The sequence below is a fragment of the Fannyhessea sp. C0108B2 genome (genome assembly GCF_056583915.1).
Genome location: NZ_JBWPJQ010000004.1, coordinates 63,986 through 81,109, shown reverse-complemented (window position 1 = coordinate 81,109; position 17,124 = coordinate 63,986). Strand labels below are relative to the sequence as shown.

The window sequence follows — 17,124 nt, the reverse complement described above, 5'->3', positions numbered from 1 at the left end:
TGTATGTTTGGGTAAAAGGAGCGCACACAAAATGGAACATAAAACCGTAATGCAATCAGGCATCGGCGTTGATATGTTTGAAATCGAGCGCATGAAGCGCGCACTCACGTTACACCCAAATCTTAAAACACGCGTATTCACCGCTGATGAGATTAGCTATGCTGACGCCTGCGCTCGTCCTGCCGAGCATTTTGCTGCATTTTTTGCCGCGCGCGAAGCCGTGGTTAAAGCGTTAGGCACAGGTTTTGCTTGTGGCATTGGATATGCTGATATAAGTGTTGCTCACGATGCGTATGGAAAGCCCTATCCTGTTTTATCGTCAACCGCTCAAAGAATTGCAGATCAAGCTGGTATCATTAAAATTGCTTTGACGCTGAGCCATACACATACGGTTGCCGTTGCCAACGCTTTAGCATTAACGCAGGATATGATAGCTCAAGATGTCGCCGAGCCTTCGCCCAAAGAGAAGCTAGCGTATTCGTTTAAGCAGGCACGCGGCCTTATTGATGAGCTTGAGCGGCTTGATTACGGCGAGCTTACAAACCTTGAAGCGCGTGCACAAAAGAATTCTTCTTCAACAAATTAGACATGTGTTATCCGTATAATGTAGCTCTATAAAATTATATAAAAACGTATAATAATTCTAACGGATTGTAGTCGTCTGGCGCATAAAGTTTAATCAAAAGCTCCATGCGTCAGACGCAGTAAAACTTATAAGTACAGGTGTGTTTTATAGGAGTGTTTCATGCAACCGATTCTCAATGTTGAGGATATAAAAAAAGTCGAGCACCATTTAGCTGATGTAGGCGTAAGTATTTCTGAACTTATGCATCGTGCAGGCTTGGCTGTAGGAAGAGAAGTTTTAGAGCTTAAAGAAGTATCAACCGTTACCGTTATGTGTGGCTTTGGTAATAACGCTGGAGATGGTTGGGTAGCTGCTGCTTATCTACTTAAAAAAGGTTGTACCGTTACCGTTGTAACGCCAGTGGAAACCGATGAGCTTCAAGCAGACCTCATTCGTGTGTGTGCAAAGTCAGCAGAGGCTCAAGGAGTTGCAGTGGTTGTTGCTCCTCCTCGCGAAGAGCTGGAAGAACTGCTCTTTAAAAGCGATGTTGTTATCGACGCTATGTTTGGTACGGGCTTTCGCGGTTTTGCTCACGAGCCGTTTTCTATTTGGATTGACTGTGTTAACGAATCTGCTGCACGCGTTGTTGCTGTTGATGTTCCAAGTGGCCTTTCGGCGCAAACAGGGCTTAAACAGGGCAATTGTATTATTGCCGATTTAACGGTTACGATGATTGCGCTTAAACCAGGACTTTTATGCGATGATGCTCGTGATGTAGTAGGCGCTATTGTAGTTGCTCCTTTAGCAGAGCAAAGCGATTATCTTGTGCGCGAAGCCGATCCTGTTGCATGGCGTGTTGATTTTGATGATTATGCTGACGTCATTCCACAGCCGTCTAAGGCGCACGATAAGTATTCACGTGGTACGGTATTGGTTGTTGCGGGCTCTACTCGTTTTCCAGGAGCGGCTATTATGGCTGCCTCTGCTTGTGCACGCGCTGGTGCTGGATATGTAACGCTTGCAGTGCCAGAATCTATAGCTGCGCTTGCTCAATCTCATCTGTTAGACATCCCTGTTCTTGCGCTTCCTGCTTCTCCTGAGGGAACTTTTGGAGCTGCTGCATGCGAAGCAGTTGCGCAACTAGCTCCTAAATTTGGCGCGTGTCTCATAGGGCCGGGCATGAGAGTTAATGCGCATACGGTAAGCATTGTATCGGCTTTGTTGACGTCAAATGTTCCGCTGGTAGTTGATGCAGATGGCCTTAACTGTATTGCGCGCCTTACGGGTAACAAGCTTGATAAATTTCCCGAGCTTATACGCCGTAATGCTCCGTTGATTTTAACGCCGCATCGAAAAGAACTTGCTCGTCTGGTAGGTCTTGAAAGAGAGCCTCTTTCTACGCTGAGTGCAACGCTAGAAGCTGCACGCCGTATTGTGTGGTCTGATGGTGGATCAGAGCTGGTAGTTATGGCAAAATCGTCTGCAACGGCATGTGTATCAACCGATGTTGCGCTTTTGCCAAAGCCAGGTCCTGCCTGTCTTGCAACGGCTGGTACGGGTGATGTTTTGGCTGGTATTACCGCATCACTTTTGGCTCAGTCACATGTAACTAACGAAGAGTTGGTGTTGCTTGCTTCGTATGCATGTGAGTTGCACGGTTCATCTGCGCTGTTAGCACAAAAGAAATTTGGTGAAACCGCAGTTATGGCACATGATTTACTGAACTATATTGGGCTTGCTGCACAAGATTTTGGTGATTCTTTTTCGCAGGTTTAAGTTTTGATACGTTTATAGGGCTCATATGACGTACATGAAAACTTACGTTATACAGTTCATACAAAGCGTACATGCAAGCCCATGTGTTTATGCTCATTGAGCACGATTAGGCTTTTCACACGAATTTCATGCTGTGCAGCGCAATTTACAACGTATATTGCAAGATTTTGTCAAGGGATAGTAAAAGGATAGTAAATGCAGGAGATAGGTCCAAAGAACAGATGGTCATGGGTGGAAATCAACCTTTCCGCGCTTCGTCGTAACGTTCGTACATTTAAGAAATTGCTTAACCCATCAGTAAGGCTTATGTGCGTGGTTAAGGCCGATGCATATGGTCATGGAGCCGCCGCGTGTGCACGCGCTATGAGTTCGGCTGGTGCAAATCAATTTGCGGTGGCAACGGTTGACGAGGGGATTGCACTTAGAAAATCTGGTATCACTCAGCCAATTGTTCTGCTAAGCGAGCCTCCCGAAACAGCTATTGATGACCTTATTGAGTATTCGCTTATTCCTACTATCTATACCACAGAATTTGTCCTTGCATATGGCGAACGCTGTGTTGCGCATAATACCGTTGGAAAATATCATATGGCTCTTGATACGGGAATGACACGCGTTGGGGTTGCTGCAAGCGATGCGGTAGAATTTCGTCACACCATAGATTTTCATCGAGGAATTAGCTGTATTGGAACTTCAACACATTTTGCTACAGCCGATGTCGAAGGCGACTGGGATTTTAGGCGTCAGTATCAGGTGTTTTCAGATGCTATTCGCGAGTTGCATGCAGCTGGATTTTATACGGGGCTCATTCACTGCAATAATACTGCAGCAACTATCTTACATCCCGAGCTGCAGTTTGATATGTGCCGTGTAGGCATTGGTCTCTACGGTCTTCACCCCAGTGATGCCACGGTTTCTCGTCTTGAACTTTCGCCTGTTATGTCGGTAAAAGCGCGCGTTGTGCGCACATTTGAGCCTCGTATTGGCGATGGCGTCAGCTATGGTATGACCTATCGTGTAAGCGAGCCTCATATGCAAATTGCAACTATTCCACTTGGCTATGCCGATGGTCTTACGCGCAGCTTATCTAACAAAATGGATGTGTTAGTTAAAGGACAGCGTGTTCATCAGGTTGGTCGTATCTGTATGGATCAGTGCATGTTTGCGTATCCGCTTCAAACGCTTGCCCATCCTCAAGGTTTTGCGCCCATTGAACGTGGCGATGTGGTTACCGTATTAGGCGAGGATGGCGCAGAATACATCAGTGCCGATGAACTAGCAGCTTTGCGCAACACCATCAATTACGAAGTTCTTTGTGATTTCTCCTTACGCTTAGAGCGCATCTACCTCTAAGAATGGCTATAATTATTACATAGTTTATACCGTGTAACTTTTGCGCTCATATATCCCGAGGAGGGATTTCAATGGATAAGGACATCTGTTCGTCTATACATATGACATCACCCGGAACATTTATTACGGTGTCAACAGAGCAAACTCAAGCCTTGGGTACGTTGCTTGGAACGCTTCTTTCTGCAGGTGATGTTCTTATTTTAACAGGTGATTTGGGCGCGGGAAAAACACAGTTAACCAAAGGCATCGCTGCAGGCATGCAGATTACTGACGATGTTACCAGCCCAACATTTACTATCGAAATGGTGTACGAAGGTGCACATATGCCTTTGTATCACTTTGATCTTTATCGTCTGAGTACCCCCGAACAACTAGAAGATACTGGTTTGTATGATGTTTTGGATTCAGACGGCCCATGCGTTATCGAATGGGGCGAGCAATTTGTCGATGAAATTGGCCCAGATCGTATGGACGTTGTTATTACACGCTTATCGCAAGATGCGCACACTATGGAAGAACCGCCTCGTCAAATTAGCTTTATTGCACATAATGACCATATGCACCACCTTGTCGACCAGATAAGTTCTCATTTTTGTGCGTAAGGAGTGAACTCTATGAATTTTGCTACTCAAAAATCGTGCCATGTAGTTGCATTTGACACGTCTACCGATATGCTTGCCTGCGCAACTGCGCGTGTTGTTTTGGATTCATCCACTCAACTTGATGCAGAAAAGGAAAGCTTCCTTCCGAAGAACGCTTCTTTTAAGGTAGTTGATGTTCACGCGCAAGACCACCTATGCCGTCGTCGTGCAAATGTAGAGCTTATTAATACCATGCTTGGCTGCTTGGATAGCGCGCATACGTCGCTTGATGATGTTGACGCAGTTATAGTTGGACGAGGCCCTGGCTCATTTACAGGCGTAAGAATTGGTATTGCTACCGCAAAGGGTCTTTCTTGCGGCATGAGCAAAAAATTGTACGGTGTATCGACGCTTGATAGTGTTGCATGGAATATGTGGCTTAAAGGGGTAAGAGGTCGCGTTGCTGTGGTAGCCGATGCTATGAGAAAAGAAGTTTACCCCGGAATTTATGATCTCACCGAAGAAGGAGCTTTGCGCACGTTTGCGCTTGAACGCGTTGTAAAAGCCGATGTTGCCGTCCAAGAATTTTGCGCGCGTGCTGATAAAGATGAACTTCTATTCTCGGGAGATGCATTTACTAAGTACTTAGACCTCTTTAAAGGTGCAGGTCTTACTCGTATTGCGGATGAGTCTTTGTGGCATCCAAGCGGAAGCGGTCTTATACAAGCCTATGTCTATGCGCTTGCTCACAACCAGCTTAAAAGCGGAGATCCTGCTTTGGTGCTTCCTGTGTACACACGTCTTTCCGATGCCGAAGAGCACGAGCGTCAAAGGCTTGGCATGAAAGAGCCTGCTCAGGTACAAACAACAGGTGTAAACGATGAACTAGCAGGACTTCATTGTCAGTTGCGTCCTATGTCGGTAAACGATGTACAAAGTGTTTGTGCGCTCGAAAAAGCTTGTCATGATCAAACACATCATACGCCCTGGACCGAGCAGATGTTTGCAGATGAGTTAAGCCAACCCAATCGTTCGTGGTGGGTTGCTCATGACGAAGCAGATATTATTGGATTTGCAGGAGCAGTTCTATCGGGTGACGAGTTTCAGATCAGCGATATTGCCGTTGCTAAAGCGCGCAGGCAAAACCATATTGGCGAGCGTCTGCTTGAGCGTGTAGCCTACGACGGCCAAATGTATGGTTGTACGTCGGTTTCGCTTGAGGTAGAAGCAGATAATGCACCTGCTTGTGCACTGTATAACAAACTTGGATTTACACGCATTGCGACGCGAAAAGATTATTACGGTAAAGGTCACGATGCACTTGTGCTTCGTGCAGCTTTGCCTCTTGATACTACGCTTCTTCATAAAAAAGAGCAGGCACGTCCTGCCGCTTCTGTGCGCCCATGGCCCATATGTGCTGCTACGCGCTCGCAAGCAGGCCTAGACGCGCTTAAGCATGCTGGTGATCTTATCTTAGCTATTGAATCTTCCTGCGATGAAACAGGTCTTGCTATCATTGATTCCCATGGTGAAGTACTTGCGAATGTAGTTGCAACTTCGCTTGATTTTCATTCACGTTTTGGTGGTGTTGTGCCCGAAATTGCTTCGCGTAAGCATGTAGAAGCTATTGTTGGTGTATTTGAAGAAGTTATGCAACAAGCTGGTGAAAAGCTCGGTCTTGATACCTTGGTTCCGCAGGATCTTTCAGCTGTAGGAGTAACGGCAGGACCTGGTCTTGTTGGTGCGCTGGTTGTTGGTGTCGCTTTTGCAAAAGGCTTGGCAGCGGGTGCTCATCTTAAACTTATCGCAGTAAACCACCTCGAAGGGCATATGCTTGCAAATCTGTACGAAACAAACGATCTTAAGCCGCCGTTTATTGCATCGTTGGTGTCGGGTGGAAATACGCTGCTTGTTCATGTTAAAGCATGGGGCGTCTACGAAATTTTAGGAGCAACGATCGACGACGCAGTAGGAGAGGCTTTTGACAAGGTTTCAAAAGCTTTGGGCTTAGGCTATCCAGGTGGTCCTATCATTTCTAAACTCGCTGCTAAAGGCAATAAGCGAGCAATTCATTTTCCGCGAGCAATGCTTCATTCGCACGACTATAGTTTTTCGCTTTCGGGCTTAAAAACTTCGGTTATTACCTACATTGAGCACGAAAATCAAGCAGGTAGACCTATCAATTTACCCGATCTTGCAGCTTCGTTTGAGGCGGCTATCATAGATGTTCAAGTTGCAAAAGCTTACGAAGCACTTAAACAAACGGGTGCGCGTGATTTTTGCGTGGGCGGCGGAGTTGCTGCTAATAAAGAGCTGCGCGATGCTTATATCGAGGCGTTTACCAAAAAAGGCATACGTGTAACTGTTCCACCGATGGTTGTTTGCGGTGATAACGGCGCCATGATTGCCCTGGTTGCACTGAGGAATTGGCGCGCAGGCATCTTTGCCGACTTTTCACTAGACGCAAATCCTAATTCTAAGTTTGGTGATTGGTCTTGTTTGGCACAGCCTTGTGTATCGCCTAACTGGCCTCCTAAACGTTTTCCTCACGGCACAGGTAAAGGAGCCTCACATTAGTATGAAAGACGGTTTTATAAAGGTTGCTACACGCTCGCCGCATGTTCAGGTGGGGTGTGTTTCAGAAAATGTTGCAGCATGCTATGAAGAAATTTTAAGTGCTTACCGCGACGATGAGGCACGCCTTATTGTGTTGCCTGAGCTAAGTATAACAGGATATACCTGCGAAGACTTGTTCTGGCAAGCACAACTTATCACCGAGGCTCAACAAGGCGTAGAACGCTTAATACAAGCCTGCGCTAACCTTGATGCCCTTATCGTAGTGGGTGCACCTGTTTCGGTGAGATCTAACCTTTATAACTGTGCAATTGCTTTTCATCATGGGCGTCTTTTGGGTATTGTGCCAAAACACGCGCTTCCAACCTATAACGAGTTTTACGAGCTGCGCCATTTCACACCGGGTGAGCACGAGGTAGTGTATATCAATTTTGCATCGTTTTCTCATGTTCCTTTTGGTATGAATCAACTATTTACCTGCAGTTCTGTACCTCAGCTGGTGGTTGCTGTAGAAATTTGCGAAGATCTTTGGACACCTTGTCCGCCCTCTATTGCTCATGCTTTAGCTGGTGCAACGATTATCTGCAATTTGTCCGCATCAGATGCACAAATTGGCAAGTGCGCATATCGTCGTAATTTAGTTACCAATCAAAGCGCTCATTTGATAGCAGGATATGTATATGCCTGTGCTGGGTGGACGGAGTCAACTCAAGATTTGGTGTTTTCTTCGCATAATCTAATTGCCGAAAACGGCACGCTCTTGGCCGAAAGTAAGCCATTTTCACATGCAGGTGTTTCTACCGAGATAGATGTAGACATGCTTGATCAGGAACGTCGTCATACGTCTACGTTTACCAGCACTATTGCCGCCATAAAAACGTATGTGACCACCTCATTTGAGCTGCAGGTGCGCTCCTGTACGCTTACACGTTTTATTGATCCGCATCCCTTTGTACCTGCTCAAACGGCCGAGCTCTCCGCTCGTGCCGAAGATGTACTTTCTATTCAGGCTCACGGCCTTGCCAAGCGGCTTTTACATACACATACAAAAACTGTCGTGCTTGGCGTATCGGGTGGTCTTGATTCAACGCTTGCGCTTCTGGTATGTGCACGTGCTTTTGATATGATCGGGCTTGATCGCGCAGGTATTATAGCGGTTACCATGCCAGGCTTTGGTACTACCGAAAGAACTCATGGTAATGCGGCTGTTTTAGCCGATGTCCTTCATGCAACGCTCAAAGAAATTCCTATTTCTGCAGCTGTTTTACAGCATTTTGAAGATATTGCCCACGATGTTCACGATAAAGATGTTGTGTACGAAAATTCTCAGGCGCGCGAACGCACGCAGATTCTTATGGACATTGCCAATCAGGAAGGTGCGCTGGTAATTGGTACAGGTGATCTGTCCGAGCTTGCGCTTGGTTGGGCAACCTACAACGGTGACCACATGTCGATGTATGCTGTTAATGTTGGCGTTCCCAAAACACTTGTTCGTCACGTAGTTGCGCACGTTGTCCATAGCTGTTCTACGTCTTTTGATGAATCGCAGGATTTGCAAGATGTATTACTTGATATTTTGGCTACGCCGGTGTCGCCCGAGCTTTTACCTGCGCACGATGATGGTACCATCGCGCAGAAGACCGAGGATTTAGTTGGCCCGTATGAGCTTCATGACTTTTTCTTGTATCAAGTCTTAAGACGCGGTTTTAGGCCTTCAAAAGTCTTTCGCTTGGCGCAGGTAGCTTTTGCAGATAGCTACGATAAAAAAACGATCCTTATGTGGCTTAAAACGTTTTATCGCAGATTCTTTAGTCAACAGTTTAAGCGTAGCTGTTTACCCGATGGACCCAAAGTTGGATCGTGCGCCCTTTCTCCGCGCGGCGACTTTAGAATGCCTTCTGATGCACTTTGTACCGATTGGCTGCGCGACCTGCAGTCTTTTGAATAGTGTCTAAAAGACGTACAACAAGTTAGAATACATGTTTAACTCACGCGCCAAGCGATACACACAGGTGTGTAAAACTTTTCATACAAAACAAAGAAGCGCTCAAGCTTTGTGCTTGGGCGCTTCTTGTATACGCATTAACTAACGTACTCATGGAGTGCTTCTAAGGTAATCTAAGCACCTTTGTCCTAGCTTACGCAGCAGCTTTGAGCTTAAACGTTAACAGAACCGGATTATGGTCACTGGTTGCAAATCCCGTATCTATATTGTGCGCTTGTGCTTCAACATTATTTGAAACAATAAAACCGTCTACGGTTGTGGTATACGTTACACCTTTTTCGTAGGCAATATCATCGCCTCTACATGTTGGAACTTCCGATAAATTATCCGCCGCAACGCAGGTAAAACCTTGTGGAAGGTCGCTTGCGTTAAGTGGCTTCACCCAATCGGGAATACCTTGCTCGCTTGGATAAAGCTCCAAAGAATCACACAGCGCGTGATTCCAATCACCGCCTGCAATCACATAATTACCCTTTGCATACTCGCTGACAAGTGTGTCGGTAAGCATCTTAAGCTGCGCTGCTCTAAATTTTCCGCCCTTATCGTAGGCCGACATATGCGAATTGATGAGCACCAGTGAATGTTTATCGGGAAGCGTATAGCGTGTAATTTGAAAACATCTGTCTAAATCAAAGTATTTATCAGGGAAATCAGTGGTAACAGGATAGCTTCTGCGAATGGAATTTATCATGTTAACGCGCGATAAGGTAAGAATTCCCGAATTAACTTTTCCGTGCATATCGTGTAAGGGGTAGGCAAGAAAGCCCGAATGGAAATTAGACGCAAAACTCGACTCGTAGGTAGAAAACGTATCTTTAACGGCTTTTACTTGGTTAACGTGATAACTTCTATCAGAATCGGTATCGATCTCTTGAAAGAACATAAAGTCGGGCGCGGAGCCATTGGCTGCTTGAGCAATCGTTGCAATTGATCCTTGAGTTGCAGCTTCTACGCTTTCTAGACTTACTGCCTTTCCGTGCACACCTTGTTTAGGTGTGCCATCCTTCATAACGCCTTTATCCATAAAGAAGGTATAATCGGGCGTATATGCACCAAAACCTACGTTATACGTAGTAAGCGTATAGGTAGTTCCGTAGGACACTTGTTGAGGCTGACCACCTTCTATTTCAGCGTGTGGACTTTCAATTTTAAGCATTTTATTATCGGCTATGCGCGAATAGTGACTTTCAAGATAGGCGGCATATCCAACAAATGCAAGCGCCGCAAGGACAATAACAAGCACTACAAGGCACAAAAATGCTTTAACGGCCGAAAAAACTTTATGTCGCCTGTGGTGCGTCTTTTCTTTTGTTTGTTCAGCAAGATTCTTGAAAACACTCTTATGCAAAATGGCCGGTGAAGCTTCTGAATCCTGCGCGCCTGCAGCTTCTTCGCTTTTGCCTGCTGCGTCTGTTGCGCTGTCTTGCAACTCTATGGAATCTAAATCTGCAGCGTTTGAGGTTGCACGCTCAAGATTGCTGTCTTGATTATCCAGCGAATCTGGTGCCTGATCTGGTGCTTCGCTATTGTGAGCATCCAGCGTATCTGGTGTCTTTTCATTTAATATTTCCGCATCATTTTTCTTCGCGTGCGGATCTAAACCGTTTGGATCGTGCGTTTGATCTTGCATACCTGCTCCTTTAAGTTCAGAACACAGAGATGTGCGCGTTTAGAGATGAGCGCATTTGTTGTAGCGATGTAAAAACAATTATAAATGATCAGTTTTAGGATACAATTACTTTCACATCATTGTAGCGCACTTTAGCTCATGTTTATACCCGCGCAGCCGATTTCATGCAAGCGTTTATGCTCAATACTTACCGTGTTTGCATCTAAATCATCTTTGCGGTAAGCACGTAAAATTAATTCGTACGTAAGAGTAGGGCAGAAATTTGAACTTTTCAATTCGTAATGTACAAAGAACTTTTGTGATTGCAACCGCTTTGTTTGCAATGTATTTTGGTGCTGGAAATCTTATTCTTGCACCCTATATTGGCGCGCATGCTGGCCGTGACATCTTGTGGGTGCTTGCTGGATTTTTTATTTCGGGAGTTGGATTACCACTGTTGGCACTTATTGCCTTATGTTTGGTAGGATCACCTGCTACCATTTCAAAACATATTTCACCGCTGTTTAGCAAAATCTTTACCCTGTTGGTGTTTTTAATGCTTGGTCCTTGCATGATTGTTCCGCGTACGGCTGCATGTGCATACGAAATGACCGCTCCATTGATGTCGGGGCTCTCTGCTCCTCTTTCGTCGATATGTATAAGCGTTTGTTCGCTCTTTGGTCAAACAGAATTTGCCGTCACTCATCTCGATATGTTAGTTCAAAGTATCATGTTGATACTGTTTTCCTCGTTATTCTTTACTATTGCCTATAGTTGTGCAGTTCATCCGGGTAGTTTAACAAATATTATGGGAAAAATATCTGGTCCGTGCTTGCTCGTTTTGATCGTGATGCTTATTGGCTCGTTCTTTTTTCAGCGGCCAAGCACGCCGCTACAAACAATTAATTCGTTCTCGGCTTTTTCTCAAACATCTACGGTTCTTTCTCAGCAAGATAGTTTTTCTAAGTCCTTATATGCTTTTTCACAAGGATTTATTTGCGGATATCAAACCATGGATGTGTTTGGGGCGTTTATTTTTGGATCAATTTTAATTCCCTACATTAAACAGCAAGGTATTACCAAGCAAGAAGATGTGGTTAGCCAAGTTATAAAATCGGGCTGTATTGCAGGCATTTTTATGATGTGTGTGTATGCTGGTTTTGCGTTCGTTGGTATGTGTATGTCGGGTCTCACGCAACACCTCGATCAAGGTGCTTCAATTATTGCCTATGCAGCAGCATTTCAATTTGGCTCATGGGGTTCTTGGATTGTCGCTGCCATCTTTACCATTGCATGCTTAAACGTGTGTATGACTTTGTCGTGCGCAGCAGGCGAATATTTTGCTCAAGCAAGCGAAGGCCCTCGCTTTAAATGTGCTTTACGTGCGGTTTTCTTGGTGTCATTTGTCCTTGCAAATGTTGGATTATCTACTATTTTAAGTTATTCCGTTCATATTTTGAACATTATGTATCCACTGGCGGTTTGTATTATCGCTATGGCCTTAATCACATCGCATGCCAAACGAAAAAACCCTATACTACCTGCAGACACATGGTTACCCTATCAAATTGCTTGCTTGGTTTGTATCTTGGAAACAGGTTTAGTTGTGATTCGTGATACCTGTTTTGCACATATTTCGCTTCCATTTGATTTTGTGCCACTCGCCGATTTACATCTTGAATGGACCCTTATCACTTTACTGGCATTTATCTGTACATATGTGTTCCAGCGCGTACGCGCCTTTATGCGGCGTACAGCACAGTAATTTCTAAAACTTGCTTGTATGGTTATATAATTGCTGTATGCAATGCGGTTAAAAGCTGGAGAGGGTTTTTAAGCGCACTGATATCTTGTCTTATTCAACTCACACCATTCTGCGTCGCCTCTTGTTGCGCAGGTGGTATAAGGGAGGATACGTATGTATAACGTGCGTAAAGTGGTAGATGATATTTGGTGGACAGGTGCGCAAGATCGTCGTCTTGAACTTTTTGAAAACACCTATCGTGTACCTGCGGGAATGTCGTATAACAATTACGTTATTATGGACAATAAAACTTGTCTTATGGACGGCATTGATGCAGCGGTAGAGCATCAGTTTCATGACAATCTTGATCACGTATTAAACGGTAGACCCCTTGATTATATGGTAGTTGACCATATGGAGCCCGATCACTGTGCAGCTATTCCATACTTGGCCGAAAAATTTCCTGATATGAAAATTGTTGCCACGCAAAAAGCGTTTCGCATGATGGAACAGTTTTACGATTTTGACGTTCAAAGTCGAGCGGTTGTGGTTAAAGAGAACGACACCTTGTCGCTTGGCAAGCACGTTTTGCGTTTCATCATGGCTCCTATGGTTCATTGGCCAGAAGTAATGGTAACCTATGACACAACTGATCATGTTCTTTTTGCTGCCGATGCGTTTGGCGCATATGGCGCTATGCACGGTAGTCTTTTTGCCGATGAAGTAAACTGGGAAAAGGATTGGTCAGATGAAACGCGCAGGTACTACACCAATATTGTGGGGAAATACGGTCCACAAACACATGCGCTGTTAAAGAAGGCCTCTCGTTTAGATATTTCATATATTTGTCCTTTGCACGGCTTTGTGTGGAGACAAAATTTTAATATGCTTATTGATCGTTATGAAAAATGGTCTACCTATACACCCGAAACCAATTCAGTTGCTATATTTTATGGTTCTGTGTATAGCGGAACCGAAAATGCGGCGGACATTCTGTCGGTAAAGCTTTCAGAAAAAGGTATAAGAAACGTCCGTGTGTTTGATGTGTCAAAAACCGATTTATCCGAAATGCTTTCCCGTGCTTTTGAGTATTCTACATGGGTATTTGCCGCAGCAACGTATAATTTAGGGGTTTTTGATCGCATGCATTTTTTGCTACACGATATCAAAACGCATAATTTGCGCAATCGCTGTGTTGGTCTTATCGAAAATGGTACCTGGGGTCCTTTGTCAGGCTCATTGATGGCTAAGGAGCTTGAAAGTCTTAAAAACATCACGATTTTAGAACCGCGCGTAACGATTCATTCTGCGCCCAAAGAAGATACCCTCACTGAGCTGGAGAAACTTTCCGATGCGCTTGTATTAGCTGTTAATGAGCGCGCCTAGCCTTTGGTGCATGATGCATATAAGTTCAATAAAAGTTCATTTTAGGTGATTATAAAATGAACTTTGTAGTACAATAGACCCTGAGTTCAATTTGATCTCAGGGTTTTTGTATGGCGTTGTATGATGCGCTGTTGTGTAAGCTTAATGCTTAATGCTCGTTGCCTCTGCACAAAGGTTGTACGACACCTTAGAGCCTTGTAAGTAAGGTGCTGCGTTGCACCTATGAGGGGAGCACTACCATGAACACATCTGTTGTTACACCAATATTTACACAACAACTGGTACATTTTATGAAACAAGCAGGTCTTCGCCAAATCGATCTCATTGAGCGCGCACGTCAAAGGGGAGTTAAGCTTGGTAAAAGTCAGCTGAGCCAGTATGTAAGTGGCAAGTCGCTTCCTCGCTATGATATGGTTCAAACGCTTGCTCAATTGCTTAACTGTACTGCCGATGATCTTCTAAGCGCGCATTCATCCAAAGCTTCCAACATGCAAGATAGCTTGCACCAGGCACAGAGTAGCTCTCATGTAGAGCATTCCCATGTCGTTGCCACTTCCACTCATACGCTCAAATCTAAAAAGGCTTGTCGCAGCTTTAAGAAATCGTCCAAGCTTGATAACGTTTTGTATGATGTGCGCGGCCCTGTGGTAGATGAAGCATATCGTATGGAAGCAAGCGGTGTTCATGTGCTTAAGCTTAATATTGGAAACCCTGCGCCGTTTGGATTTAGGGCGCCTGATGAGGTCATTTACGATATGCGTCAGCAATTAACCGATTGCGAAGGCTACTCTGATAGTCGTGGACTTTTTTCTGCGCGCAAAGCCATCATGCAATACGATCAGCTCCGTGGCATTCCTAACGTTTCGATGGAAGACATTTACACAGGTAATGGTGTATCCGAGCTTATTAATCTTTCCATGCAGGCATTATTGGACACCGGCGACGAAATTTTGGTTCCTAGTCCCGATTATCCATTGTGGACGGCATGTGCAACGCTTGCTGGGGGTACCGCAGTTCATTATCTGTGCGATGAACAGGCTCATTGGTATCCTGATATTAACGATATGCGTTCTAAAATTACGCCTCGTACCAAGGCTATTGTTATTATCAACCCCAATAATCCTACAGGCGTTCTGTATTCACGCGAAGTACTTGAAGATATTGTTGAACTTGCGCGTGAGTTCAATTTGATGATCTTCTCTGATGAAATTTATGACCGACTTGTTATGGACAATAAAAAGCATATTTCAATTGCGTCGCTTGCGCCCGATTTGTTCTGTGTTACGTTTAGCGGTCTTTCAAAATCGCACATGATTGCAGGATATCGCATTGGATGGATGACGCTATCGGGAAATAAATCAATCGCACGCGACTACATTATGGGCATTAACATGCTTTCCAACATGCGCTTGTGTTCAAACGTTCCAGCCCAGTCTATTGTTCAAACAGCTTTGGGTGGATATCAAAGTGTAGAAAATTATATTGCCCCAGGTGGACGTGTTTACGAACAGCGTGAATTTACATATAACGCTCTTTGCAATATGGAAGGTGTTTCGGTAGTAAAACCCGATGCCGCGTTTTATATGTTTGCTCACCTCGATAAGAAAAAGTTCAATATTCACGATGATGAACAATTTGCCCTTGACCTCTTGCGCGAGAAGCATGTACTTATAGTGCATGGTAGGGGCTTTAACTGGGAAACGCCGGGCTATTTTAGAATTGTGTATTTACCGCGCTTGCAAACGCTTTCCGACGCTCTTGGCAAAATTGCCAACTTTTTAACTTCGTATCATCAATAAATATATCGCTGTAAGCGCGTCTAAGCTCAAATAACGCACGTACTAACCATAATGCGTGTAAATGTACTGCTTAACAAAAACCGGGTCTTTTGCCCGGTTTTGTTGGTTAGTTTGAGTTTATGCGTCTGCATGCGCGTCTACACGCCTATATGCCTACATACTTACGCGCCTATACGCGCGCCTACAGCCTTGTCGCTCGCGCGCTCAAGCGCCTATGCGTCCATATGATCTCGCGCTGCGTTTACAAAGTTCTGGATAAGCTGCATATGTTCTGGATACTCAAAGCACATAAGTTCAGGGTGCCACTGAACAGCCTGAACAAAGGTTTTATCAGGCATATACACCGCTTCGATAAGATTATCATCAGAAAACGCCATAGGAACAAAGCCTGTACCTAAATCCTTAAGTGCCTGATGGTGCCTACTATTTACACCAACATGGTTATGCGTAAGCAAGATATGCTCTTCCCAAAGCTTTGCCAAAGGAGTGGTTTGTACAATTGATACGGTGTGCCACGGCTTAAAATAAGGCGGACGCATAGTGTGCGTATGAGCGTCAGGCAATTGCGTGGGGATATCCTGATACAGTGTTCCTCCAAACACGCAGTTCATAATCTGAATACCGCGACAAATTCCAAATACGCACGTATCAAGTTCAACTGCTTTAGAAATAAGTAAAGTTTCGTAGGTATCAAGGTCGTCGTGGGGAAGTTGGGTTTGTGCAAGCGCTTCTTCATGATAAAGTGCAGGATTAACATCGTCGCCGCCTGTAATGAGTATAGCGTCAACGGCTTCAAGATATGCATCTATCACAGCAGCATCGCTTGTTACTGGTAAAAGCATAGGCGCTGCCCCACATGCGCTAATTGCACGAATATAAACGCTCAGCGCTGCGTATTCATCTGTTGTACAAAGGTTTCTGGTAGTAATTCCTATACGAGGCATACGTGTGTGATTTTTTGAGGCAATACTCAGGCGTTCTAAGTCATTGTTATGTTGCATGGTGAATACTTTCTTGTCATACGATTAAACTTCATGACTCATAAGTATATAAACGAAAATCTGTCGTCATAAAAAATTTGTTATTTAGAAATACAATTGATATAGAGCTTTCAAACGTTAGGTGTTAAAGCTGTTTGAAGCTGTATAGGACATAGGCTGTAGCTTGGTTGTGCCTATGCCATGAATTGCAGCGTTTGCAAATAGACTACAGATCCTTCAGAATTTCCGTAAACAGACGAATAGAGGCTTTTGCGTCTATATACCCGTAAATTTAATATATAGGCTGTAAACGGGCGTATGTGAGCTTTGGCTAGATGGAGGCATACGAGATGTGTAATTGTAGGTGTTCTATGATGAAGCTTAAGTTTACGGTCTTCTGGTTGACATACAAAAGCAAAATACGTATATTTATTCCTTGCGCTTGAAGCCAAGCTTTGTTTTTGCAGGCTTTCAGCACATCACAGTGCGGGGTGGAGCAGTTTGGTAGCTCGCCGGGCTCATAACCCGGAGGTCGTTGGTTCAAGTCCAGCCCCCGCGACCAATTGATTTTTAACCACCCGTATGGGTGGTTTTTTTATAGCTCGTGTTACCACAAAGGGCATGTGTCCTATAGCCCAAGAAAATAGGTCTCAAGAAAGAAATAGCCAAACGTAAGAATTAGATGTTATAGACAAACGAATACCAAGATGTAATAACCAAACTTAGGTAACAAAATAGCTTCAAAATAAATC

Annotated in this window: 11 protein-coding genes and 1 tRNA gene; 10 read left to right on the top strand and 2 right to left on the bottom strand. The window is 44.5% G+C overall.

All coding sequences use genetic code 11. The annotated features are described in order from the left end of the window. The first annotated feature begins 31 nt into the window (after positions 1-31). From acpS to AC1DBT_RS03105, 6 genes are all read left to right on the top strand, one after another. Positions 32-586 carry a holo-ACP synthase gene (acpS, locus tag AC1DBT_RS03130; protein ID WP_480018538.1) on the top strand — a complete coding sequence of 185 codons (555 nt, stop codon included), beginning with the start codon at positions 32-34 and terminating at the stop codon, positions 584-586. A 159-nt stretch (positions 587-745) separates the two neighbouring features. Beyond that, a complete protein-coding gene (locus tag AC1DBT_RS03125; protein WP_480018537.1) occupies positions 746-2,341 on the top strand; it encodes an NAD(P)H-hydrate dehydratase in 1,596 nt (531 codons plus the stop codon). 195 nt (positions 2,342-2,536) lie between these two features. After that, entirely contained in the window at positions 2,537-3,694 is a 1,158-nt protein-coding gene (gene alr, locus AC1DBT_RS03120; protein WP_480018536.1) for an alanine racemase, read from the top strand. Positions 3,695-3,765: 71 nt separating this feature from the next. Continuing rightward, positions 3,766-4,296 carry a tRNA (adenosine(37)-N6)-threonylcarbamoyltransferase complex ATPase subunit type 1 TsaE gene (gene tsaE / locus AC1DBT_RS03115; protein WP_480018535.1) on the top strand — a complete coding sequence of 177 codons (531 nt, stop codon included), beginning with the start codon at positions 3,766-3,768 and terminating at the stop codon, positions 4,294-4,296. Between the two features lie 12 nt (positions 4,297-4,308). Further along, a complete protein-coding gene (gene tsaD / locus AC1DBT_RS03110) occupies positions 4,309-6,852 on the top strand; it encodes a tRNA (adenosine(37)-N6)-threonylcarbamoyltransferase complex transferase subunit TsaD (RefSeq protein WP_480018534.1) in 2,544 nt (847 codons plus the stop codon). A 1-nt stretch (position 6,853) separates the two neighbouring features. After that, positions 6,854-8,797 (top strand): NAD(+) synthase, encoded by a 1,944-nt coding sequence (locus AC1DBT_RS03105; RefSeq protein ID WP_480018533.1) that lies wholly within the window; start codon positions 6,854-6,856, stop codon positions 8,795-8,797. A 190-nt stretch (positions 8,798-8,987) separates the two neighbouring features. Here AC1DBT_RS03105 and AC1DBT_RS03100 read toward each other — a convergent pair whose 3' ends face one another. Beyond that, a complete protein-coding gene (locus tag AC1DBT_RS03100) occupies positions 8,988-10,484 on the bottom strand; it encodes an exonuclease/endonuclease/phosphatase family protein (protein ID WP_480018532.1) in 1,497 nt (498 codons plus the stop codon). Between the two features lie 298 nt (positions 10,485-10,782). On the opposite strand from AC1DBT_RS03100, the gene AC1DBT_RS03095 reads away from it, so the two are divergent. The 3 genes from AC1DBT_RS03095 (at position 10,783) to AC1DBT_RS03085 (ending at position 15,392) form a co-directional block, all read left to right on the top strand. After that, positions 10,783-12,228, top strand: coding sequence for a branched-chain amino acid transport system II carrier protein (locus tag AC1DBT_RS03095; RefSeq protein WP_480018531.1), 1,446 nt, complete (start codon positions 10,783-10,785; stop codon positions 12,226-12,228). A 153-nt stretch (positions 12,229-12,381) separates the two neighbouring features. After that, positions 12,382-13,593 carry an FprA family A-type flavoprotein gene (locus tag AC1DBT_RS03090; protein WP_480018530.1) on the top strand — a complete coding sequence of 404 codons (1,212 nt, stop codon included), beginning with the start codon at positions 12,382-12,384 and terminating at the stop codon, positions 13,591-13,593. Positions 13,594-13,832: 239 nt separating this feature from the next. Continuing rightward, complete coding sequence (locus AC1DBT_RS03085) at positions 13,833-15,392, top strand: aminotransferase class I/II-fold pyridoxal phosphate-dependent enzyme (protein WP_480018529.1); 1,560 nt, start codon at positions 13,833-13,835, stop codon at positions 15,390-15,392. A gap of 212 nt (positions 15,393-15,604) precedes the next feature. On the opposite strand, the gene AC1DBT_RS03080 is transcribed toward AC1DBT_RS03085, so the two are convergent. After that, entirely contained in the window at positions 15,605-16,393 is a 789-nt protein-coding gene (locus AC1DBT_RS03080; RefSeq protein WP_480018528.1) for a gamma-glutamyl-gamma-aminobutyrate hydrolase family protein, read from the bottom strand. Between the two features lie 464 nt (positions 16,394-16,857). On the opposite strand from AC1DBT_RS03080, the gene AC1DBT_RS03075 reads away from it, so the two are divergent. Next, positions 16,858-16,934: transfer RNA gene (locus AC1DBT_RS03075), tRNA-Met, on the top strand. Positions 16,935-17,124 lie beyond the last annotated feature (190 nt).